This window comes from Sphingobium subterraneum, from assembly GCF_014199435.1.
Classification (GTDB): Bacteria; Pseudomonadota; Alphaproteobacteria; order Sphingomonadales; family Sphingomonadaceae; genus Sphingobium; species Sphingobium subterraneum.
The window spans coordinates 1,045,837-1,067,765 of sequence record NZ_JACIJP010000001.1; the positions used below are offsets into that span (position 1 = coordinate 1,045,837).

At 61.9% G+C, this 21,929-nt stretch carries 17 protein-coding genes; 6 read left to right on the forward strand and 11 right to left on the reverse strand.

Annotated features, from left to right (window positions below):
- Positions 1-2: 2 nt before the first annotated feature.
- A complete protein-coding gene (locus FHS92_RS05060) occupies positions 3-1,535 on the reverse strand; it encodes an acyl-CoA carboxylase subunit beta (protein ID WP_184078051.1) in 1,533 nt (510 codons plus the stop codon).
- 122 nt (positions 1,536-1,657) lie between these two features.
- On the opposite strand from FHS92_RS05060, the gene FHS92_RS05065 reads away from it, so the two are divergent.
- Positions 1,658-3,073, forward strand: a complete 1,416-nt coding sequence (locus FHS92_RS05065; protein ID WP_184078053.1) for a helix-turn-helix domain-containing protein — start codon at positions 1,658-1,660, stop codon at positions 3,071-3,073.
- Between the two features lies 1 nt (position 3,074).
- On the opposite strand, the gene FHS92_RS05070 is transcribed toward FHS92_RS05065, so the two are convergent.
- The 3 genes from FHS92_RS05070 to pgi are packed head-to-tail and all read right to left on the reverse strand — an operon-like array spanning position 3,075 to position 6,785.
- Complete coding sequence (locus FHS92_RS05070; protein WP_221230881.1) at positions 3,075-3,920, reverse strand: sulfite exporter TauE/SafE family protein; 846 nt, start codon at positions 3,918-3,920, stop codon at positions 3,075-3,077.
- Positions 3,921-3,930: 10 nt separating this feature from the next.
- Positions 3,931-5,277 carry a glutathione-disulfide reductase gene (gene gorA, locus FHS92_RS05075; RefSeq protein ID WP_184078055.1) on the reverse strand — a complete coding sequence of 449 codons (1,347 nt, stop codon included), beginning with the start codon at positions 5,275-5,277 and terminating at the stop codon, positions 3,931-3,933.
- Complete coding sequence (pgi, locus tag FHS92_RS05080) at positions 5,274-6,785, reverse strand: glucose-6-phosphate isomerase (RefSeq protein ID WP_184078057.1); 1,512 nt, start codon at positions 6,783-6,785, stop codon at positions 5,274-5,276. Before pgi ends, gorA begins: the two co-directional genes overlap by 4 nt.
- A gap of 132 nt (positions 6,786-6,917) precedes the next feature.
- Here pgi and lepB point away from each other — a divergent pair, with 132 nt between their 5' ends.
- From lepB to era, 3 genes are read left to right on the forward strand one after another with little or no spacing between them, the layout of a single operon-like run.
- A complete protein-coding gene (gene lepB / locus FHS92_RS05085; RefSeq protein ID WP_184078059.1) occupies positions 6,918-7,739 on the forward strand; it encodes a signal peptidase I in 822 nt (273 codons plus the stop codon).
- Positions 7,740-7,752: 13 nt separating this feature from the next.
- On the forward strand, positions 7,753-8,421 hold the full coding sequence (gene rnc / locus FHS92_RS05090) for a ribonuclease III (RefSeq protein WP_184078061.1): 669 nt from the start codon (positions 7,753-7,755) through the stop codon (positions 8,419-8,421).
- Entirely contained in the window at positions 8,418-9,335 is a 918-nt protein-coding gene (gene era / locus FHS92_RS05095; protein WP_184078063.1) for a GTPase Era, read from the forward strand. The genes rnc and era overlap by 4 nt, the downstream gene beginning before the upstream one ends.
- An 11-nt stretch (positions 9,336-9,346) precedes the next feature.
- On the opposite strand, the gene FHS92_RS05100 is transcribed toward era, so the two are convergent.
- The 7 genes from FHS92_RS05100 to mhpA all read right to left on the reverse strand — a co-directional run bounded on the left by FHS92_RS05100 (position 9,347) and on the right by mhpA (position 17,980).
- On the reverse strand, positions 9,347-9,871 hold the full coding sequence (locus tag FHS92_RS05100; protein WP_184078065.1) for a hypothetical protein: 525 nt from the start codon (positions 9,869-9,871) through the stop codon (positions 9,347-9,349).
- Positions 9,872-9,925: 54 nt separating this feature from the next.
- Positions 9,926-12,475, reverse strand: coding sequence for a type I DNA topoisomerase (topA, locus tag FHS92_RS05105; RefSeq protein ID WP_184078067.1), 2,550 nt, complete (start codon positions 12,473-12,475; stop codon positions 9,926-9,928).
- Positions 12,476-12,575: 100 nt separating this feature from the next.
- Complete coding sequence (gene dprA / locus FHS92_RS05110; protein ID WP_343056678.1) at positions 12,576-13,658, reverse strand: DNA-processing protein DprA; 1,083 nt, start codon at positions 13,656-13,658, stop codon at positions 12,576-12,578.
- A gap of 17 nt (positions 13,659-13,675) precedes the next feature.
- Positions 13,676-14,320, reverse strand: coding sequence for a glycerol-3-phosphate 1-O-acyltransferase PlsY (gene plsY, locus FHS92_RS05115; RefSeq protein WP_184078069.1), 645 nt, complete (start codon positions 14,318-14,320; stop codon positions 13,676-13,678).
- 122 nt (positions 14,321-14,442) lie between these two features.
- Positions 14,443-15,411, reverse strand: a complete 969-nt coding sequence (locus FHS92_RS05120; protein ID WP_184078071.1) for a VOC family protein — start codon at positions 15,409-15,411, stop codon at positions 14,443-14,445.
- Positions 15,412-15,428: 17 nt separating this feature from the next.
- Positions 15,429-16,286 carry a fumarylacetoacetate hydrolase family protein gene (locus tag FHS92_RS05125; RefSeq protein WP_184078073.1) on the reverse strand — a complete coding sequence of 286 codons (858 nt, stop codon included), beginning with the start codon at positions 16,284-16,286 and terminating at the stop codon, positions 15,429-15,431.
- Between the two features lie 38 nt (positions 16,287-16,324).
- Complete coding sequence (mhpA, locus tag FHS92_RS05130) at positions 16,325-17,980, reverse strand: bifunctional 3-(3-hydroxy-phenyl)propionate/3-hydroxycinnamic acid hydroxylase MhpA (protein WP_184078075.1); 1,656 nt, start codon at positions 17,978-17,980, stop codon at positions 16,325-16,327.
- Between the two features lie 251 nt (positions 17,981-18,231).
- Between mhpA and FHS92_RS05135 the strand changes: the two genes are divergently transcribed.
- Positions 18,232-18,975, forward strand: coding sequence for a TetR/AcrR family transcriptional regulator (locus FHS92_RS05135; RefSeq protein WP_221230882.1), 744 nt, complete (start codon positions 18,232-18,234; stop codon positions 18,973-18,975).
- Between the two features lie 676 nt (positions 18,976-19,651).
- Positions 19,652-21,847, forward strand: coding sequence for a TonB-dependent receptor (locus FHS92_RS05140; RefSeq protein WP_184078079.1), 2,196 nt, complete (start codon positions 19,652-19,654; stop codon positions 21,845-21,847).
- Positions 21,848-21,929 lie beyond the last annotated feature (82 nt).

The window sequence follows — 21,929 nt, forward strand, 5'->3', positions numbered from 1 at the left end:
CGTCAAAGTGGAATATTATCGTGTTTCTTCCACGGATTTTCGAGCGTCTTGTTGCGCAGCTTGCGCAGGCCCAGCGCCACGCGGCGGCGGGTCGAATGGGGCATGATTACTTCGTCGATGAAGCCCTTGCTTGCCGCCACAAAGGGGTTTGCGAAGCGCGCTTCATATTCGGCGGTGCGCTCGGCGATTTCCTCCAGCGTCTTGCCACGGAAGATGATCTCCACCGCGCCCTTCGCGCCCATCACTGCGATTTCCGCCGTCGGCCAAGCGTAGTTCAGATCACCGCGCAGATGCTTCGACGCCATCACGTCATACGCGCCGCCATAGGCCTTGCGGGTAATGACGGTGATCTTCGGCACGGTCGCCTCGGCGTAGGCAAAGAGCAGCTTCGCGCCATGCTTGATGATGCCGTTATGCTCCTGCGCCACACCGGGCAAGAAACCGGGAACGTCGACGAATGTCACGATCGGGATCTCGAACGCGTCGCAGAAGCGCACGAACCGCGCGCCCTTCTTCGATGAGTTGATGTCGAGACACCCGGCCAGCACCATCGGCTGGTTCGCAACGATGCCCACCGTGCGCCCCTCGATCCGCCCGAAACCGGTGATGATGTTGCCCGCATGGGTCGGCTGCATCTCGAAGAATTCGCCCTCGTCCACAACCTTGCGGATGAGCTCGTGCATGTCATAGGGCTGGTTGGCACTCGCGGGGATCAGCGTGTCGAGGCTGTCTTCCTTGCGCTCCCAGTCGTCGGCGGTCGGCCGCTCGGGTACACCTTCGCGGTTGTTCGCGGGCAGCATGTCGACCAGATCGCGCGCGGCGAGCAGCGCCTCGATATCATTCTCGAACGCCACGTCGGCAACGCCTGATTTCGTCGAGTGCGTCACCGCGCCCCCTAGTTCTTCCTGTGTGACGATTTCGTTCGTCACCGTCTTCACCACATCCGGGCCGGTCACGAACATGTAGGACGAATCCTTCACCATCAGGATGAAGTCGGTCATTGCGGGGGAATAGACCGCCCCGCCCGCGCACGGCCCCATGATGAGCGAAATCTGCGGCACCACGCCGGACGCCAGCACGTTGCGCTGGAACACTTCGGCATAGCCGCCCAGTGACGCCACGCCTTCCTGAATGCGCGCGCCGCCGCTGTCGTTGAGGCCAATGACCGGTGCCCCAACCTTCATCGCCATGTCCATGATCTTGCAGATCTTCTGCGCGTGCCGTTCCGACAGCGATCCACCGAACACGGTAAAATCCTGACTGAACACGAACACCAGCCGCCCGTTGACCGTGCCCGATCCGGTGACGACGCCATCGCCGGGAATATGCTGCTGATCCATACCGAAATCGGTGCAGTTATGCTCAACATACATGTCGAGTTCCTCAAAGCTGCCTTCGTCCAGCAACACGTCGAGCCGCTCGCGCGCGGTCAGGCGGCCCTTGGCGTGTTGCGCAGCGATGCGCTTCTCGCCTCCGCCCATGCGCGCGGCCTCGCGCTTCTGCTCCAGACGTTCGACGATGGCGATCTTCGACATGCAATCCTCTCCCTGCGCCCCTTCGCGCTAGCCAGACCATGCGCTCTTTCAGTGTTTGCGGCCAAGCGCAAATGTGAATTTGCCAAATTGCAAAAAGCCATTTTGCAAATTATGACGCGGGGATGGCACGGGGCAACAGACTTTTCGCAGGGGCGCAACTCCGCCAGCTCCGGCTGGACCAGCGCATGGATCAGGCAGCGATGGCAGCGATCCTCGGCATCTCGGTCTCCTATCTCAGCCAGCTTGAAACCGATGACCGCCCGCTGACCGCCAAGGTCAAGGCTGCGCTCGCGCAGGCCTATCCCGTCGACTGGGCCGCCTTCGACGATCGGGAAGGCGAGCAGCTCCTGGGCGCGTTCGTTCATGCCCTCGCGCAGCCCGATGTCGCCGGACCCACTCTGGAACCGGAGCGGATCGAGAAGCTCCATCTGCAATATCCCGAATTCGCCGCCCGTTATGTCGACCTGCATCGTGCTTTCCGCCAGACGCACGAGCGCCTTAACATGGTCGAGGAAGCCATCGCCAACGACATGACCGCGCATGCCCGCCTGCCCTGGGAAGCGGTCCGCGACTGGTTTCACGACGCGGGCAATTATGTACATGAGCTCGACTGCATGGCAGAGGATGTCCACGGCCGCCTGGGTTCGCCCGATCGCGTGAGCGAGACAGCGCTGGTTGATGCGCTTGCCAGCATGCAGGACACCACCGTCCACGTCGGGGAGGCCCATGGGTCACTCTTGCGTGCATTTGATCCGGCCGAACGACGCCTGTTCGTCAACGCCGCAGCACCAGAGGAAAGCCGCAAATTCCTGATGGCGCATCGCCTGATGCAGGGCGAGGCCGCAGACCTGATCGCAGCACTGGTAAGCGCGGCCGCGATCCCCGCGCCCGGAGCGGACCGGCTGCTCGCCGTGGGGCTCGCCAATTACGCGGCAGGCGCGCTGATGATGCCCTATCGTCAGTTCCGCACCAGCGCCCGCACACTGCGACACGACATCGACCGGCTCGCCCGCGCTTTCGGGGTCAGCTTCGAGCAGGCCTGCCACCGCCTTTCGACGCTACAACGCCCCGGCATGCGCGGCATTCCGTTGTTCTTCTGCCGCGTCGACATGGCTGGCAATATCACCAAGCGTCACAGCGCCACGCGCCTGCAATTTGCCCGCTTCGGTGGCGCCTGCCCGCTCTGGATTGTCCATGAAGCCGTCGGCGTCCCCGACCGTATCCTCACCCAATTGGGAGAAACCCCGGATGGCGTGCGCTATGTCTCGATGGCCAAGGGCCTCGTGAAGCCCTCGGGCACCTATTCCCGCCCGCCCCGCCGCTATGCGGTCGCTTTGGGGTGCGAGGTCGAGCATGCCGCCAACTTCATTTATGCGGACGGCATGCAGCTTCACGACGAGGCGGCCGCCGCACCGATCGGCATTACATGCCGTCTGTGCCCGCGTCAGGGATGCGACCAGCGCGCTTTCCCGCCAACCGACCGGCCGATCCGGGTCGATCCCAATATGCGCGACGTCGTGCCCTATTCGATCGAGTAGCTTAGTTCAGCATCGCGAACAAAAACCGCCCCGCCACGAACAGCAGATACAGACCCAGTATCAGTTCCAGCCGTCGCTGCGACAGCGCGTGCGCGATCCGTACGCCATAGGGTGCGGCGAGCATCGACGTCGGCACCATCAAAAGCACCCCTGTCAGCGATACGTAACCGATCGACAGCGGCGGCAGCATCGCCATCTTTGGCCAACCACCAATAATGTACGCAATTACGCCGGGGATCGATATGATGACCCCGAGGCCGGATGACGTGGCGACCGACTGGCGAATGGGCCGCCCGTGCACGCTCATCAACAGGTTGGAAATCGATCCGCCGCCAATGCCAATCAACGCCGACGCGCTCCCGATCACCAGCCCGTACAGCCACATCACCGCCCGGCCCGGCATGTCGTTCGACAATCGCCAGTCAGCCCGCCCGAACAGCAGCTTGACCGCCAGGATTGTCGCGACGACCACGAACACACCCTTAAAAAGCCATGCGGGGGCGTCCGCCGCGATCGCCCCGCCCAGCGCCACGCCGATGATCACCGGTATCGCCCAGGTCCTCAGCACCGCTATATCTACCGCGTTTCGGGCATGATGCGCACGAAACGAACGGATCGATGTGGGTATGATGATCGCGAGCGAGGTGCCGACGCACAGCTGCATCCGCACCTCTTCTGGTACGCCCATAAGACGGAATACCTCATAAAGTACCGGCACGATGACCGTACCGCCCCCCACGCCGAAAACCCCTGCCAGCAACCCGCTCACGGCCCCCGCCGCAACGAGCGAGACGAGCAGCAATAACAGCTCGCTTATCGGAACACCCGCAACCGCCAAGGCAGTCAAGCCCTGCCGCTCATTTCATGAGCACCAGTTCTTCCGCCATACTCGGATGCAGCGCGACCGTGTCGTCGAAATCCTGCTTGGTCAGACCAGCCTTCACCGCGATCGCCGCCGCCTGCAGGATTTCCGGCGCGTCCGGGCCGATCATGTGCAGCCCGACGACCTTGTCGGTGGTCGCATCGCAGATCATCTTGTAAAGGCCCCGCTCATTCCGCCCGGCGAGCACGTTCTTCATCGGCCGGAAATCAGACGTGTAGACCTTGATTGTCCCCAGTGCATTGCGCGCCTGACTTTCCGTCAGGCCGACACCGGCCATCGGCGGATGGCTGAACACGGCCGAGGGAATGCAACTGTAATCGACCGTGCGCGGCGTGTTGCCAAACACTGTGTCGGCAAACGCCTGCCCCTCGCGGATCGCGACCGGCGTCAGCTGCACCCGGTTGGTGACATCGCCAACTGCATAGACGCTCGCCACATTGGTGCGGTTCTGTTCGTCCACCTTGATCGCACCGATCGCGTCGACTTCGACCCCGACAGTCTCCAGTCCGATGTCGAAACTCTTGGGCTTCCGGCCGATTGCGTAAAGCACCAGATCGCATTCGATCGGGTCGCCGCTGCCCAGATGCACGGTCAGCGCTCCGCTTTCCGTCTTGTCGATGCGCTGGAAGGGGGCGTTGAAACGGAACTGGATACCCTTTGTCATGCTGATCTGGAGCAAACGGTCCCGGATCTGTTCGTCATAGCCACGCAGGATCTGGTCGGACCGGTTGACGATCGTGACCGTCGATCCGAACTCGTTAAAGATCCCGGCAAATTCATTGGCGATGTAGCCCCCGCCGGCAATCACCACGCGCTTGGGAAGCGCATCGAGATGAAACACCTCGTTCGACGTGATCCCGTGCTCGGCTCCTTCGAACTCCGGCACCATGGGCCAAGCGCCGGTCGCGACCAGAATGCGTTCCGCGCTGACCTTCCGCCCGCTTGCCAGCGTCACTTCCTGCGGTCCGGTCACCGTGGCACGTTCATGAAAGGTCGTGACCTTGTTGTTGTCCAACGTCTGCTGATAGAGTCCATTGAGCCGATCGACCTCGGCCAGCACCGTGTCGCGCAGCGCCGCCCAGTCTAACGCGCAATGCGGCACATCCCAGCCGAAGCGGCGGGCATCGTGGAGATCCTCCGCAAAATGCGCACCATAGACGAGCATCTTCTTGGGCACACAACCCCGGATGACGCAGGTGCCGCCAACCCGATACTCCTCGGCCACCGCGACCCGCGCGCCATGCCCCGCCGCGACCCGCGACGCACGCACGCCGCCTGAACCGGCGCCAATGACGAAGAGGTCGAAATCAAATGCACTCATGCCGCGCTTACCCCCAGGGCCAGTTCTATCAGTGCCATGGTCGACGGGTCGAAACCCGACGGCCCCTTCTGGTCGATGCTCTTGGCGATTTCCTTGCCCAATTCGACACCGAATTGGTCGAACGGATTGATCCCCATCAACACCGCATTGGCAAAGGTGCGATGCTCGTAGAACGCGATCAGCGCGCCGAGCACTTCCGGCGTTACGTCGTCGAGCAGGATGGTGGTCGATGGCCGCCCGCCGGGATAGGCGCGTGCCGGATCGTCCGGATTGGGACGCCCTTGCATGAGCGCCGCGCCCTGCGCGAAACAGTTGGTCAGCAACACCTGATGATGCGCCAGATCGAGCGTATGCCCTGGCTCCCGTGCCGCAATGAACTCGACCGGCACGATGTGGGTGCCCTGATGCAAAAGCTGGAATACCGCATGCTGCGCATCGGTGCCAACCCCGCCCCAGGTGATCGCAGCGGTGGGACCATCGACCGGTTCGCCCTGCGCCGTTACGCTCTTTCCGTTGCTCTCCATCTCCAGCTGCTGGAGGTAGGAGGGCAGCAGCCGCAGCCGCTCGTCATAGGCAAAAACGGCGCGCGTCTGGCACTTCATAACACGCGCGTAATATTGGTCCACGAACGCCGCGATCAACGGTGCATTGGCTTCCGGCGCGCTTAGCCGGAAATGCCGGTCCATCGCCGCCGCCCCTTCGAGCAGGCTCTCGAACGCGTCCCATCCCAGCCCCAGCGCCGCCGGAAAACCGATTGAAGACCACAGAGAATAGCGCCCGCCGACGCTTTCGCTGAACGGCAGGATGCGCGTCTCGTCGACGCCCCATTCGATCGCCTTGTCCGGCGCCGCCGTCAGGGCGATCACGCGGCCATAAGGGTCTTCGACGCCACTTTCGGTCATCCAGTTGATTGCGCTCGTGGCGTTCAGCATGGTTTCGGTGGTGGTGAACGTCTTGGACGCCACTGCGAGGATCGTTGCAGCGGGATCGAAATCCTTGATCGCCTCTTCCAGCGCGCATCCATCGACGTTGGACACGATCGCCACGTCGTAGCGGTCACTGTCGCGGCCCAGTGCGTCGACGATCAGGTCCGGCCCGAGCGCCGACCCTCCGATGCCGACATGCAATATGTGCCGGATCGGTCCCAGCGCGTCGGCCTCGATCGCGTCGATCAGCGCGCGCATCCGGTTGTGAAATGTCCGCGCCCGCGCCACGCTGTCAGCCGCGCCCTCGCCGCGTTCCGCCGTGTGCTCGGCGGCGCGGCCTTCGGTATTGTTGACCAGCGCCCCGGCAAACAGCGCGTCGCGACGGATGGTGAAGTCCTTCTCCTCCGCGAGCTTCAGAAACGCGCCGGTCACCTCCGGGGTCAAATGGGTCTTCGACCAGTCGAAGCGGATCGGCCCCACCGCCATGGTCATCCGGTCAAGCCGTCCGGCGTCGTCATCGAAAACCGTGCGCAGGTCAGGTGTCGGAAAAGCGGCAATCTCGGCCCATGCGGCACTGGTCATAGGAGAACTCCTGTACGGGGCGCGACTGGTCCGATAAGGACCGAATCGGGGTGCAATTACACGCATATGCTTGACCTGAACACAGGCGCGACGCAAAGCCCGCAAGATAGTTCGCACGCAGGCAAGGACCATATGAGCCAAAAATCGGAGACCCGCGACTTTCTGACCTTTCTCGTAAAGCTCGGCCTGTTCGTGTTTGTGTTGCGCAGCTTCATCGTGGCACCGTTCAATATTCCGTCTGAATCGATGCAGCCTCGCTTGCTGATCGGCGATTATCTGCTGGTGGCGAAATGGCCTTATGGCTACTCGCGATACTCGCTGCCGTTCAGCATCCCGCTTATCCCCGGGCGCATTTTTGCGAAGGCACCCGAGCGCGGCGACGTGGTGGTCTTCAAGGCACCACCGACCCAGCGCGACGACTACATCAAGCGGGTCATCGGCCTGCCCGGGGATATCATCCAGGTGCAGAACGGGACGGTCATCCTCAACGGCGTCGCCATCCCCAAACGCCGGATCGACGATCTCGTCATTCCCGTGACGCAAAACATGATCGAGGCGACTGCGCGCGAGGGCGGGGACAGCCCCTGCTTCCGCGCGGAATTTGAAAAGACCGTCGCGGGCAAATCCACTTGCCATTACCCGCAATACCGCGAAACCTTGCCCAACGGCAAAAGCTACAACGTGCTCGACCTCGTTCAGGACGGGGCGGCCGATAACCGGACGAGTATTGTCGTGCCCGAAGGAAAACTGTTCCTGATGGGCGACAATCGCGACCGAAGCGCCGACAGCCGCTTTCCTGCGGAACAGGGCGGCGGGATCGGCCTTGTGCCCGAAGAGAATCTCGTCGGTAAGGCGCTCGTGTCCGTGTTCTCGACCGACGGCAGCGCCAGCTGGCTCCTGCCGTGGACATGGTTCACCGCCGCCCGCTGGGATCGTGTCGGGGAAGCCTTCTGATGAGGGCTGGCCTTTGACCGCAGAAGCGCGCAGCGACTGGATCCGGGCGCTGATCGGGCGCCCGCTCCGCCTGCCCGCCCTGTTCGAACAGGCCCTGACCCACGGCAGCGCATCGGCCGACCATTATGAGCGGTTGGAATTTCTCGGCGACCGGGTTCTCGGCCTTGTCATCGGCGAATGGCTGTTCGATCTCTATCCGCACGAACCCGAAGGCAAATTGTCGAGCCGCCTCAACATGCTCGTTTCGGGCGAGAGCTGCGCCGACATTGCCCGCGACCTCGGCATCGGCGCGCAAATGATCCTCGGCAAGCAGGCGCGCGACGATGGCGCGAACGACAGCACCAATGTGCTCGGCGATATGATGGAGGCGCTCATCGGCGCGCTCTTCCTCGACGGCGGGCTGGAGGATGCCCGCACGCTCATCCGCCGTCTGTGGGCCACCAAGGTCGAGGGTGCGGCGCACGCCCCCAAGCATCCCAAATCCGAACTGCAGGAATGGGCCGCCGCCAATCGTCGCAAGTCGCCCGTCTACGTCCTGACGGACCGCAGCGGGCCCCACCATAATCTGCGCTTTACCGTCACCGTCTCGATCCCGAACGTGGGTGAGGCCAGCGCGACTGGCGCATCGAAGCAGGAGGCAGAAACTGCCGCCGCGCGTACCCTATTGGAGCAAATTGCATGAATTCCCCTTCGCTCGATTCCGGCGCTGAACGCTGCGGCGTCATCGCCGTCGTCGGGGCGCCCAACGCGGGCAAGTCCACCCTCGTTAACGCGCTGGTCGGTCAGAAAGTGGCGATCACCAGCCCCAAGGCGCAAACCACCCGCACCCGCGTACTCGGCGTCGCGCTGGAGGGGAACACGCAGCTCGTCCTCGTCGACACCCCCGGTATCTTCGCGCCCAAGCGCCGCCTCGACCGGGCAATGGTGCAGGCGGCGTGGGGCGGCACGCAGGACGCCGACCTCATCGCGCTGGTCGTCGATGCCAAGGGCGGGCTGGGCGGCAAGCTGGAAGCAATCGTCGAGGGGCTGAAGCACCGCAGCGAGCCGAAGATCCTCATCCTCAACAAGGTGGACATTGCCGACAAGGGCAAGCTCCTCATCCACGCGCAGCGGATGAACGAACTGCTGACCTTCCGCGACATCTACTTCGTCAGCGCCGCGACCGGCGACGGCCTTCCCGAACTCAAGACCGCCCTCGCCGCGTCCGTGCCGGAGGGACCATGGCACTTCCCCGCCGATCAGGTATCGAGCGCGACCGACCGCATGCTCGCCGCCGAAATCACGCGCGAGCAGCTCTACCACCAGCTCCACGCCGAACTGCCCTATGCCTGCGCGGTGGAGACAGAGAAATATACCGAGCGCGACGATGGCAGCGTCGAGATCCACCAGCAGATCCTCACCGCCCGCCCCACCCAGCGCGCCATCATCCTGGGCAAGGGCGGCGCGCGGCTGAAGGAAATCGGTTCAAAAGCGCGGGCAGAACTGGCCGTTTTGTTGGGATGCCGGGTGCACCTCTATCTCCACGTCAAGGTGAAGGCCGACTGGGAAGACGACCGAGGCGTCTATCGCGATATCGGCCTGGATTGGGTGGAATAGTTTCGTCAGCCTTACGGCACCAGCTTCACCTGAAAGTCGTCATCCATCCTGAAGTCGATTGGTTTGCCAAGCCACTCGAACGTCTGTCGCAACGTGATTGACCTCTCCGCTTTGTTCGGACAATCGCTGTTTTCTTCCGCTTTCGAATACCGAATGTTGATGTCGTAGAGGTTTTTTCCGGCATCATAGCGAACGGCCGTAATGGAAATGGAGATTTGCTCCTGGCTGGACCGGCTTCGGCCTGGAGGACATTGGATAACGGCACCACTCAACGGTTGAGAAATCGACAGGTTGGCGTTCCCCCAGCCGCCAATACGTAAAACTTGGTTCACCATTGTCTGACCTCGCTGGATTATGATGAGCCTTAATGTTTCAACGGGCCGAGGCTCTTCTCTGACAGATCGAGGGAAAGACGGCGGAATAGAGATCGCAGGAGGTGTGGGAGCAGGTGACATTTGCGCCCATGCGTGGCTTACACTCGCGAGTGACAATATCGCTCCCGCGAGTGAAACGCCCAAATTTTTACCGTAATCCATGATAACACTCCGAAAGATAAGGCAATTTTATCCTTCAGGGGTATTAACAATTCCTTACGACTTCGCTTTGGACGCGGCCTTCTTCCCCGCCGCCTTCTTCGCGCCACCCGCAGCCTTCTTCGGCGCGGCCTTCTTTTTCCCCTTCTTCGCCGGAGCGGCCGCCGCGCGGGCATCAATCAGCTGCGCGGCTTCTTCCAGCGTCAGGGCGTCCTTGTCGATCGTCTTGGGCAGGGTCGCGTTGGTGGTGCCGTCGGTGACATAGGGGCCATAGCGGCCCTCCATCAGCTTGATCTCCGCCTCGGTGCGCGGGTGCGCCCCCAGCACCTTCAGCGGCTCGCGGGATGCCGCACCCGCGCGTGGGCCTTTGTTGGCGGCATCGGCGAGCTTCGCGACGGCGGCGTTCATGCCCGTCTCGAAAATCTCGGCCGTTGACGCCAGCCGCGCATATTTGCCCTCATGCTGCAAATAGGGTCCATAGCGCCCCAGGTTGGCGACGATGGGCTTCCCCGTCTCCGGGTGGTTGCCCACTTCGCGCGGCAGGCTCAGCAGCTTCACCGCCCAGTCGATATCCAGCCCATCGCCCAGATCCTTGGGGATCGACGCGCGCTTCGCCTCTGCGCCGCTGCCCATCTCGATATAGGGACCAAAGCGCCCCGCCTTGCGGACGATATCCGCGCCCGTTTCGGGATGCTGGCCGACGATCTGCGGCCCCGCGTCCGCCTCGCCCGATCCGCCGGGCTGGCCGAATTTGCGCGTGAACTTGCACTCGGGATAATTGGAGCAGGCGATGAACGCGCCAAAGCGCCCACCGCGCAGCGCCAGCTTGCCGTCCGCGCACAGCGGGCAGGCGCGCGGGTCGGTGCCATCGCCCTTGTCGGGGAACAGCATCGGCGCGAGGAAGGTATCGAGCGCCGCCGTCACTTCGGACGGCTTCTGCTCCATCACCTCGGCGGTCTTGGGCTTGAAATCCTTCCAGAACGCGTCGAGCACCGCCTGCCACTGCGCACGGCCACCGGAAATCTCGTCCAGCTCGTCTTCCAGCCCGGCGGTGAAATCGTAGGAGACATAGCGCTCGAAGAAGCGCTCCAGAAACGCCGTCACCAGCCGCCCGCTCTCCTCGGCGTAAAAGCGGTTCTTCTCGATCCGCACATAGTCGCGGTCCTTGAGGGTCTGGAGCGTCGAGGCATAGGTCGACGGGCGCCCGATACCCAGCTCCTCCAGCCGCTTAACCAGCGACGCCTCGGAATAGCGCGGCGGCGGCTGGGTGAAATGCTGCTCGGCGTTGACAGCTTTCTTGGCGGGGCAATCCCCTGCGGTGAGACGGGGCAACAGCTTGCCCTCGTCATCATCGCTGTCGTCGGTGCCCTCCTCGTACAGCGACAGGAAGCCGGGGAAAATCACCACCTGCCCCGTCGCGCGCAGGGCATGGCTGCCCGTGCCGTCGACCAGCTCAACGGTCGTGCGTTCCATGCGGGCAGACGCCATCTGGCTCGCCAGCGCGCGCTTGAACACCAGATCGTAAAGCCGCGCGTGGTCGCCGCTACCCACCTTGTCGCGAGCGAAATCCGTCGGCCGGATCGCTTCGTGCGCTTCCTGTGCGTTCTTCGCCTTGGTCTGATACTGGCGCGGCTTTTCGGGGAGATAGCCCCCGTCATAGCGATCGGTAATCGCCTTGCGCGCGGCGGAAATGGCGCTGTGGTCCATCTGTACGCCGTCGGTCCGCATATAGGTGATTGCACCATCCTCGTAGAGCTGCTGCGCGATCCGCATCGTGTGGCTGGCCGAGAAGCCGAGTTTGCGCGCCGCTTCCTGCTGCAAAGTCGAGGTGGTGAACGGCGGCGGGGGGTTGCGCGTGACGGGCTTGGTCTCGACCGTCTCGACCGTAAAGCGCCCTGCCTCCACATCGGCCTTGGCGGCGAGCGCATCGCCCTCCTTGCCGATGGTCAGCCGGTCGATCTTCTCACCCTTCCAGCGGACCAGCCGCGCCGTGAACGCGCGTCCGTCCTGCTCCATCTCGGCGGCGACCGACCAATATTCCTGCGCTACGAAGGTTTCGATCTCACGCTCGCGCTCCACCACCAGCCGCAGCGCGACCGACTGCACGCGCCCTGCCGACTTGGCGCCGGGCAGCTTGCGCCACAGCACAGGGGACAATGTGAAGCCCACCAGATAATCGAGCGCACGGCGTGCGCGATAGGCATCGATCAGGTCATGGTCGAGCTCGCGCGGCCGCGCCATCGCTTCGGTCACCGCCTGCTTGGTGATGGCGTTGAACGTCACGCGCTCCACCGCCTGCGGCACGACCTTCTTGGCCTTCAGGACCTCCAGCACATGCCAGCTGATCGCCTCGCCCTCACGGTCAGGGTCGGTCGCGAGGATCAGACGGTCGGCCTTCTTGGCCTCGTCGGCGATAGCCTTTAACTGGCGGCCCTTGTCCCCGTAATTCTCCCACGACATCGCAAACCCGTCATCGGGATCAACCGATCCGTCCTTTGCCGGCAGGTCGCGGATGTGCCCGTAGGATGCGAGCACATGATAATCCGAACCCAGATATTTCTCGATGGTTTTCGCCTTGGCCGGCGATTCAACAATGACAAGCTGCATGGAGTAAAAGGAACCTCTTCACGTGTACGCGCGAGGGTGGAGGGGAATCCGACCCGGCGTCAAGCATCATTGATCTCGTCCATCTAGGGGGCTGTCCGCATTACGCAAGGCTCACCCGCCCCCCCGCATGGCGCTCCAGCCTTCCGGCCAGCTCCAGTTCGAGCAGCACCGTCTGCACGATCGCGGGGGCAAGTCCCGCCTGCCGCACCAGTTCGTCGACCTGCACAGGCACCGGGCCGAGAAGCGCGTGCAGTCGCTTGCGGTCGCCATCCGCCACGTCACTGTCGATCGGTCCAGCGGACCAGTGGGGCGTCGGCGATCGCACCATGCGATCGTCCAGATGGCTTATCGCCTCGATCACGTCGGCGGCGCTCTGTACCAGCGTTGCGCCTTCGCGGATCAGCAGGTTGCACCCCTGCGCACGCGGATCAAGGGGAGAACCGGGCACAGCCATTACCTCCCGCCCCGCCTCCGCCGCCAGCCGCGCTGTGATGAGGGAGCCGGACTTCGGCGCGGCCTCCACCACCACCGTTCCCAGCGACAAGCCCGCAATGATCCGGTTGCGATAAGGGAAGTTGCGCGCGCGGGGTTCCGCGCCAGGCGGCTGCTCGGCGATCAGCAGGCCGTGCGTCGCCACATCCTCCTGCAGCTGCGCATTTTCGGGTGGAAATGCGATGTCAATCCCGCTCGCGATGACGCCGATCGTGCCCTTCATCAGCGATCCGACATGCGCCGCCGTATCGATTCCCCGCGCCAGGCCGGACACGACCACCACCTCTTCGCGCGTCAGGTCCTGCGCCAGCATCCGGGCAAAGCGGCACGCGGCGGCGGAAGCATTGCGCGCACCCACCATGCCGACGCAACGCCGTTCGAGCAGGGCCATGTCTCCCCGCACGATCAGCACCGGCGGCGCGGTGTCAATCTGCCCGAGGAGCGGCGGATAGTCACGATCATCGAGAAACAGATAGGAGGCACCTAGCGCCGATACCCGCTCGGCCTCCCGCGCGACCGTTCCTTCATCCGCCACCTGCGCGCCGTTGGCGCCCCCGCGCTTCGCGAGGTCTGGCAACATGCGCAAGGCCTCTGACGCGGAGCCGAATCGCGCGATCAGCGAAGCCCAGGTGACAGGGCCGATGCGCGGCGAACGGGCCAGCCGTAGCCGGTCAAACCCGTTCTGATCCAGCCCCCCGCCCGCCAAGGTCAGGCAGTTTCAGCGCCGGAAGATTCTGGCTCACGCGATGTTTTCGCTCCAACCCTGGGCTCGATGCCTTTGACCAGCCGCCCCATATTCGCCCGGTGTCGCCATAGGACCACCAGGGCCATCGCCAGCATTGGGGCGAACAGATCCAGCCGTCCCAGCGCCACCGCCGCCACCGGCGCGCTCGCGGCCGCCGCCATGCCGCCAACCGAAGAGATCCGCGTAAGGGCTAGCATCCCGACCCATGTTCCCGCGAACACCAGCCCGACCGGCCAGTGGAGCGCGGCCACCACGCCGAGCATTGTCGCCACGCCCTTGCCCCCGGCAAAGCGGAGCCACACCGGATAGCAATGACCCAGAAACGCCATCAAGCCGGCCATCGCTCCGCCATTGGCGAGCGCATCGCCGCCCATCAACCGCCAGCCGAGGAAGACCGCCACGGCACCCTTCGCCCCATCGAGCAACAATGTCGCCGCCGCCAGCCCCTTGCGACCTGTCCGCAGCACGTTGGTCGCACCGATATTCCCTGATCCGATCTGCCGCAAATCCCCAACCCCGGCGATCCGCGTCAGGATGATGCCGAATGGGATCGAACCCAGCAGATAGCCGATTATCATCACAAGGGCCGGCGTCTGCCACAGCACCATATCGCGTTCCTCTTCTGTCCCACGCGATCATAGGCCCCACGCGTCCAAGCGCAAGCGCGGCCGTGGCATCTGTCGCCATTTCGGACCTTGATGAGGGAGAAGCGCCGCCCAAGCGCGCAGGTTCAAACGGCTTCCGTGGGGATCACCACCTCGCGCGAAAAGGGTTCGCCATCCAGTTCGTAGTTATGAACGAAATCATGTGGCACCTCGGGTCCCCAACTTGCGAGAGAGTCCTCCATGCCGTAGTTTGTCGGTGTCCATGCGACATAATCGTCTATGTGGTCCATATCGGAATAATATTCGAACCAGGACCCCCATGGATCCTGTATATAATGAAAGAAGTTCGATCCGATCGTGTGTCGCCCGAAGCCCCAGTCGCCGCGACGCGACTTTGCCAGCAATGCGCGTCCACCCCGACCGACTTCATCCGGATCGGCAACCTGAAAGCTGGCGTGATGGAATCCAACACCGCCTGATTTGGCGAACGCTATGACATGGTGGTCGCTGTCCCTGCGCACGCAGGTGAAGGCAATGATATCCTGTGCCCGGTCAGCCAACCCCATTCCGAAAGCTTGCGTCACAAACTCCACGCTCGCCATGACGTCCGGCGTGAAGACAAGGACATGGCCCAACCGTAATGGCCTGACGGGGGCGTAGTTCCGCTGCGGCAGGATCGCGGAACGGCGCTTGCGCACAATGCGGCCCGGTCCGTTGATCTCGAAGGGGGTGGATGGAACGGCTAACTCGTTATCGGCCGGATGTTCGCAAAGGTGAAACAGCATGCCGTGGGGATCGAGCACCCATAACCCTTCCGGATCGAAGCCTGCAGGTGCTTCGGTAACCCGCCCTCCGAGCCGCTGGACGTCCAGGGCAATTTCATCGAGGCGTTCTGCGCAGAGCTGAATGTGGTGGAGCCGCTTCCGAGCCGCTCCGCCGATAAGGGTGATCGACGCGCGATCCTGCTCCTTGCAGCGCATATGGGCGCGGTTTCCCTCCACCATAGCGACGAGGCCCGCATCGGAATAGAAGCGCACCCCCACTTCCAAGTCCGGAATTTCGAGCGTCAGCGATAAGAGTCCCAATACTGCCATGACATCCTCTCCTCTGGTCAGATCGTTGCGACCCTGTTTTCGATGGCGCCGATGGATTCGACCTCGCACCGGATCAGATCTCCCGGCTGCAGAAAGACTTGCGGCTCCCTGCCGACGCCCACACCTTCCGGCGTGCCTGTGGCGATCAGATCTCCGCTTTCCAATGTGAAGGCCGTCGACAGGTAGGCAATCTGCGCCCACAGATTGTGGATCATGTTGGCGGTATTATTGTCCTGCCGCAGTTCACCATTGACCCAGCAACGCAATCTCAACGCGTGGGGATCGGGGACTTCATCGGCGGTCACGATCCAGGGCCCGATCGGCCCATGCGTATCGAACGACTTGCCCATGGTGAACGTGGCCGAGTGAAATTGCCAGTCACGCGCCGACACGTCGTTGCCGACGCAATAGCCGAACACATGGGCGGGTGCTTCGTCTTCCGTGACACCCTTGGCCGGTTTGCCGATGACTGCGACCAGCTCGACCTCATAGTCGAGCTTTTCGGTCACTCCGGGGTCGATTTCGTCATAGGGCCCGGAAATACATGTCGTCTGCTTGTTGAACCAAACCTGGTTCTTGCTGCGCGCAACGCCGAGTTTGTCCGCCTCTTCCAAGTGCTTGGCATAGTTCATGCCAATCGCGAGATATTTGCCGGGACGCTCTATCGGCGGAAGCAGTTTGACCGCGTCGAGGGTCAACACAGGCTCCGCGTTCGCGACGATGTCCTTCAGATCGGCAAGCGCTTTCTCGCCACCTTCCGCGATTTCACGGATCGACCGCCAGGGCGCGCCAGCCGCAGCCAGATCAACGACACCATTTTCCTTGAGTGCGCCGATGCGGGTTTCACCGTCATGGCTGTAACGAATAAGCTTCATATTATGGGTTTCCTGCAAGAGTGGAGTGCGGTTCCGTCTCAGTCTGGCTGGCTTGCCAACATCGCGGTGCTGGATGTTTGGGCCGCGGTCGCGGATGTCGACGGCGGCACCGGTATTATAAAGCCGGCTGATTTTAGATCCGACAGAAAGTCATCGACCAGCGATGGGAGGTCGTCGGGCGTGACGGCCCCGCCATAAACATAAAAGTCGGGGCGAACTAACATGGCGCTCCAGCCATTCGCTGCGAAGAAGACGTTCATCCTGCCGTCGAGATCGACGAAGCCGTCCGGAGCGTCCCGATCGAAGGACACGATGCGCACATCGAGCGCCGCCAGCGTCTGGATGACGTCGGGGTTCAGGAATGCGTAGGGATCGACCCCGCCACAGTAGAGCGCGAAATTGGCCCCGACGAACGCGTCCAGGCGCATGCGGTCTTCGCCCCGTTCGATCGTCACATGGGGCGAAAGCAATCCGGCACCTTTGGCCAGGGAACCGTCTGCTGCCCGTTGCACTATCCCCGAGGTAAGGGAGGGAAATGGCGGAGGAGGTTCCGCCGAACCATCGAGAAACGCCTTGTCGCGCTCCGCCGCGGCCTGACTGTCAGGGATGCAGATTATCTTCCCGAGATAGATCGAAATGTCGGTAACCTGGCTAACGTGGGGCCGCCGTTCCATCTCATAGGTATCAAGCAGGCGGTCGTCCGCCTTGCCGTCAAGAATGAAGCCCAGTTTCCATTGCAGATTCCAGGCGTCGCGCATGCCCGCACACATGCCTTGCCCCATAAAGGGCGGCATCACATGCGCAGCGTCGCCCGCGACCATGATCCGCCCCGCTCGCCACTTGCTGGCCATCAATGAGCGGAAGTTGTACACCTTGTGGCGCACGATTTCGATGTCCTCTGGCCCGGCCCAGCGTTCGAGCAGGCTCCATACCTTCTCCTCGCTCTCCAGATCCTCGATGCGCTCTCCGGGAAGCCGCATGAATTCCCAGCGCCGAAACACCCGGTCGCCGCGGATGCCGGCCGGTACGATGGTAGTCGGACGGGTGGGGTTGCAATATTGGCCTGCTGCGGGAAGCCCCAGCTTTTCGATCGTCGCCCCGTCCTTGAGCATGACGTCGATCACCAGCCAGTCCGCTTCAAATCCGCGATCCTCGCGTTCGCCACCGACTGTTTCGCGCACCAGCGAATTGGCCCCGTCGCAACCCACCAGGTATCGCGCAGAAAGGGTCTTCTCCTCGCCGGTTTCGCAATGGCGGAGGCGAACATGGACGAGGTCCCGATCCTGCGTCGCCCCAGTCATTTCCCAGCCGAGATGCAGATCGACCGTCGGCTGCTGAAGCACGGCGTCTTCAAGAGCCTGCTCCAGCGTCGGCTGATGGACGAAATTCACCTCTGGTCCACCCGAGATCGATGGCGAAGACCAGTCGATCACCAGAAGCTCTTTCCAGTCGGCGTTGAACCACTGGTATAACGGTCCGGGTTGTGTGACCGAGGGCAGGATTTCTCCCATACCGTTGGCCGCCAGCACCCGATAGAGTTCGTGATCGACGCAAACGGCACGGGGGAGAGGATAGCGCGTGGTCCAGCGCTCGACCACGGCAACCTGGCGGCCCTGGCGGCCCAACATCAACGCCAACGATTCACTGACGGGGCCGTAGCCCACCTGGATAACGTCATAAACGTCGATGCTCATGTCAGTCCTACTCCCCTAGCCCAAACTTATAATGTCCTATGTGTCATAATGACAGTTTTGATATTACCAAGTCAAGGCCGTTTCGGCGGGATTTTACGACGCCACTCGGGTCATTCTTGCGGAAGAGCATCCGTCGACATCGGCCAAGGGACCTGCGGATGACCTCCCCGCTGCACTGAAGCGGGCGTTGACCGGTGGGAAAATGCTGCTACGTCACTGTGGAAATGACGATTGAGACAGGGCGAGAAATCATGGCGCCGCTGCGGAATGCATCGCTTCCCGGGACAGCCGATACGAAACCGCAAGAGGATCATCGGGTTCGTGTAGCGCGAGAGAAGCGCAAGCGAATGCGTGCGCACCTGATGCAATCGATCATTGCGGTATGCTCGGGGCGCAAGCTGACCGGCTCCACCGTGATCGAAGATGTCGTGCGCCACGCCGAGGTGTCGCGAGGAACATTTTACAAGTATTTTGAAACACTTGATGAAGCCGTAATCGAAATCGCTTCCGAGCTGGCCGAGGAGATGACGGTTGGCATATCGTCGGTATACGACGTTCTCGATGACCCCATTCTGCGCACGGCCACCGGCTTTCAGACGTTTCTTTCGCGCTCTTTGATTGATCCAAATTGGGGTGCGTTCATCATACACCTGGATTTGTTGAACGGAGAGCAGAACCAGATCGCCAGCAAGGTCAAAGGCGATATTCGGTTGGGCATCCAGACCGGCGATTATTTTGTTAAGTCCGTCGATACGGCCGCCGATCTGTTGATGGGAGCAAAGCATGAAGCGATTCGGCGGATTATCGCCGGAGAGCATGATGTAAGCTATATACAGGATATGGCGGCGATGGTGCTCAAGAGCTTCGGAGTATCCCATCACAAGGCGGAAAAATCCGTCGTCCACAGCTTCGAACGACTGTGCAAGCTTGCTCCCGCCAAATTGAGCTGGTGGAAAACCGATGGCCCGGCTGCACAGTTTCGATCCGCTCCCTAGCCATTGCGCGGGGCGCACAGAACACTTGCTGGAAGAGAGTTCCAGGCAGGCCAAGGACATGTGACGATCAAGAATCGCTGCGTAATCATAAGAATAAGCCGTTGACAGCACTCAACCGGAGCAAAAATCGCTCTGAAACCTCCTTTCCGATCGCCCACCCGCCCTGCACAGTGACATCCTGCGCTCATGAAACCGAGGAATGCCGGGCCCGCAGGGACGTTTAAAGACATAGGCTGCGGCAAGAAATCTTTTCGATTGACATCATAAAAGCATTAATGTCATTATGACATTAATGAAACTCAAGGTTGCCTGAGCACGTCAACCGCGGAAGAGTTTCGAGACGGGAGAGATGGCTTTGGGCGTTGACCGAAGAGGCGCAATCGGGATCGATAGGGCAGCGCTGCGTTCGCAGTTGCCTGCGCGCCGGGCTACGCCTGCGGTCGATCACTTTGCGCATGCATGCATCCGGCCAAGCGAGATACCTGCGGGTTTCCTGCGTGAACACGTCACCCTATCGATGGACAGGTCACCGCCGCTTGGCGCGATTGGCACGCATTCGGCGAGAAGTCGCCAGTCATGCGCGGAAGAAGGGCTGACTGGTTCGTGATCCAAAGGCCGCACCGGACGTATCCACAGTTTTTCGACAGACACATAATTCGGGGAGAGAGAAATGAATATGACAGGTAAACTTTACGCATCGGTCTCGCTTCTGCCGTGCCTGCTGCTTTCGGCCACAGCTTTTGCGCAGGACGCGAACACCGCCGGGGCAGCTGCAAGCCCGGCACCGACAACCGAGCAGGCGGCGGCGTATGAAGACGAGATCATCATCACCGCCCAGCGCCGCGAAGGCACGGTGCAGGATACGCCGTTGGCCATCGCCGTTCTGTCTGGCAGTCAGATGGCGTCGGCTCAGATTAACGATCCCACGAAGCTGACCAATGTCACCACGGGCGTACAACTCTCGACCGTTGGCCAGCAACTGGCGCTCTTCGTACGGGGTGCTGGTGCGCCCGTGGCGAACGTCAGGGCCGATCCGGCGGCGGCGTATTCGATCGATGGCATTGCCATCGCCCGGCCGGTGTCGGTGAACGGCGCGTATTATGACCTCGCGCGGGTTGAAGTCGTCAAGGGGCCGCAGGGCACGCTCTACGGCCGCAATTCAACGGTGGGCGCCATCAACATCATTACCAACCGGCCGAGTTTCAATCTCGAAGGGAGCGTAGAGGTCGAAGCGGGCAACTACGACCTCTTCCGTGGCGAGGCGATGGTGAATGTGCCGCTGTCCGACACCTTTGCCCTGCGCGGCGCGGTGCAGGCAACTAAGCGCGACGGCTATCTGTCGAACGGATATAATGATGCGGACAATTACTCCGGTCGGTTGCGTGCGCTCTATCAACCGTCGAGCGATATATCCCTTCTTCTGACCGCCAGCTATTATCGCGATCATGGCAAGGGTTCAGGGGACGTGTCGCTGAATTCGCCGACCGGCTCCACCTTCACAAATGATGCATGGTTCGTGAAGGAGGGGCCGCCCAACTTTTTCGATCGGGTCCCGACCAACGGCCATCAGAACCTCAAAAGCCTGATCCTGAGCGCGGAATTTCAAGCCAATCTGAACTTTGCGACCCTCACAGTCATTCCCGCCTATCTGGACACGAGCTATCGCGCGCTCACGTACACGGGTGGGTTCGAACAGCGCATCGACAACAGCGACAAACAGAAAAGTGTCGAGGTGCGTTTGGCCTCTCCGGGGAAGCAGACGATAAGCTGGATCATTGGTGGACTTTATCTGGATGACACGCAGGACGGCTACACCGATCTCGGGTCGCGCCCGGGCGTTCTTCAGCGCGAACAGACCAACGACCTGGGCCTCAAATCCTTTGCCGCCTTTGGTCAGGTCACCGTCAATCTCACGGATCAGTTCCGGATCACGGGCGGAGCGCGCTATTCCAATGAGACCAAGGATCTGGATGGGTTTGTTCGAAATCTCGACCTGAACCAGAACCCCCTCCCCGGCCAGCCGGTGCTGCCGTCCATTGCCCATCGCAATTTCGAAGACATCAGCTACCGCGTGGGTCTGGAATATGACGTATCACCCGATAGCCTGCTCTATGCTTCCGTCGCCACCGGATACAAGGCGGGCGGGTTCAACGTCGGGCTGCCGCCTGTAAATCCGGGAGATCTGCCCAACAGCTTCGACCCCGAAAGCATGACAGCTTATACGATCGGGTCGAAGAACGTCTTTGCGAATAATCGCGTGCGGCTCAACCTGGAGGCTTGGTACTGGGATTATCGCGATGTCCAGCAGGTGCAGTTCGGCTTTGTGAATCCGCGTCCCGCCTTTGCTCTGGTAACCTACAATGCAGCCAAGCAGGAGAGCTATGGCGCGGAAATCGATGGCTCCGTCCGGATCGGCGATGGTGGCACGTTCAGCGGAAACCTGACATACACGCATTCCACCTGGAAAGACTTTGCTTTACCTGGATTTGTGTTCGGCCCTTTCAACATACCGGCGAGCAACCTGAGTGGCGCGGACACCCCCTTTGCGCCGCGATGGGCAGCCAACCTGTCTTACACGCACGCGCTGAAAACCTCGAACGGCGGCGTCATAACCCCGGGCATTCGCACGCGCATCCGCAGTGCCCAGACATTGAACACGACAGGTGTGATCGGTAGCCGGGTGGACGGCACCATGTCGACGGACATCTGGGTGACCTATCAATCGCCGGATTCCGGGATTGAGGTTCAGCTTTATGCGAACAACCTGGAAGACGAACCTGTGTTCAGTTTCTCCGGCGTGACACCCGCCGGTCATTGGGGGCGGCCGGGCAATCCGCTGACCTTCGGCATTCGGGCCAAGACCACGTTCTGATGGATTGAACTCCCCCCGGCGAGTTTAACCTCGCCGGGGAATTAATAGCATAGGGACGTCCTGCATTGGCCGCCCCGCCCTT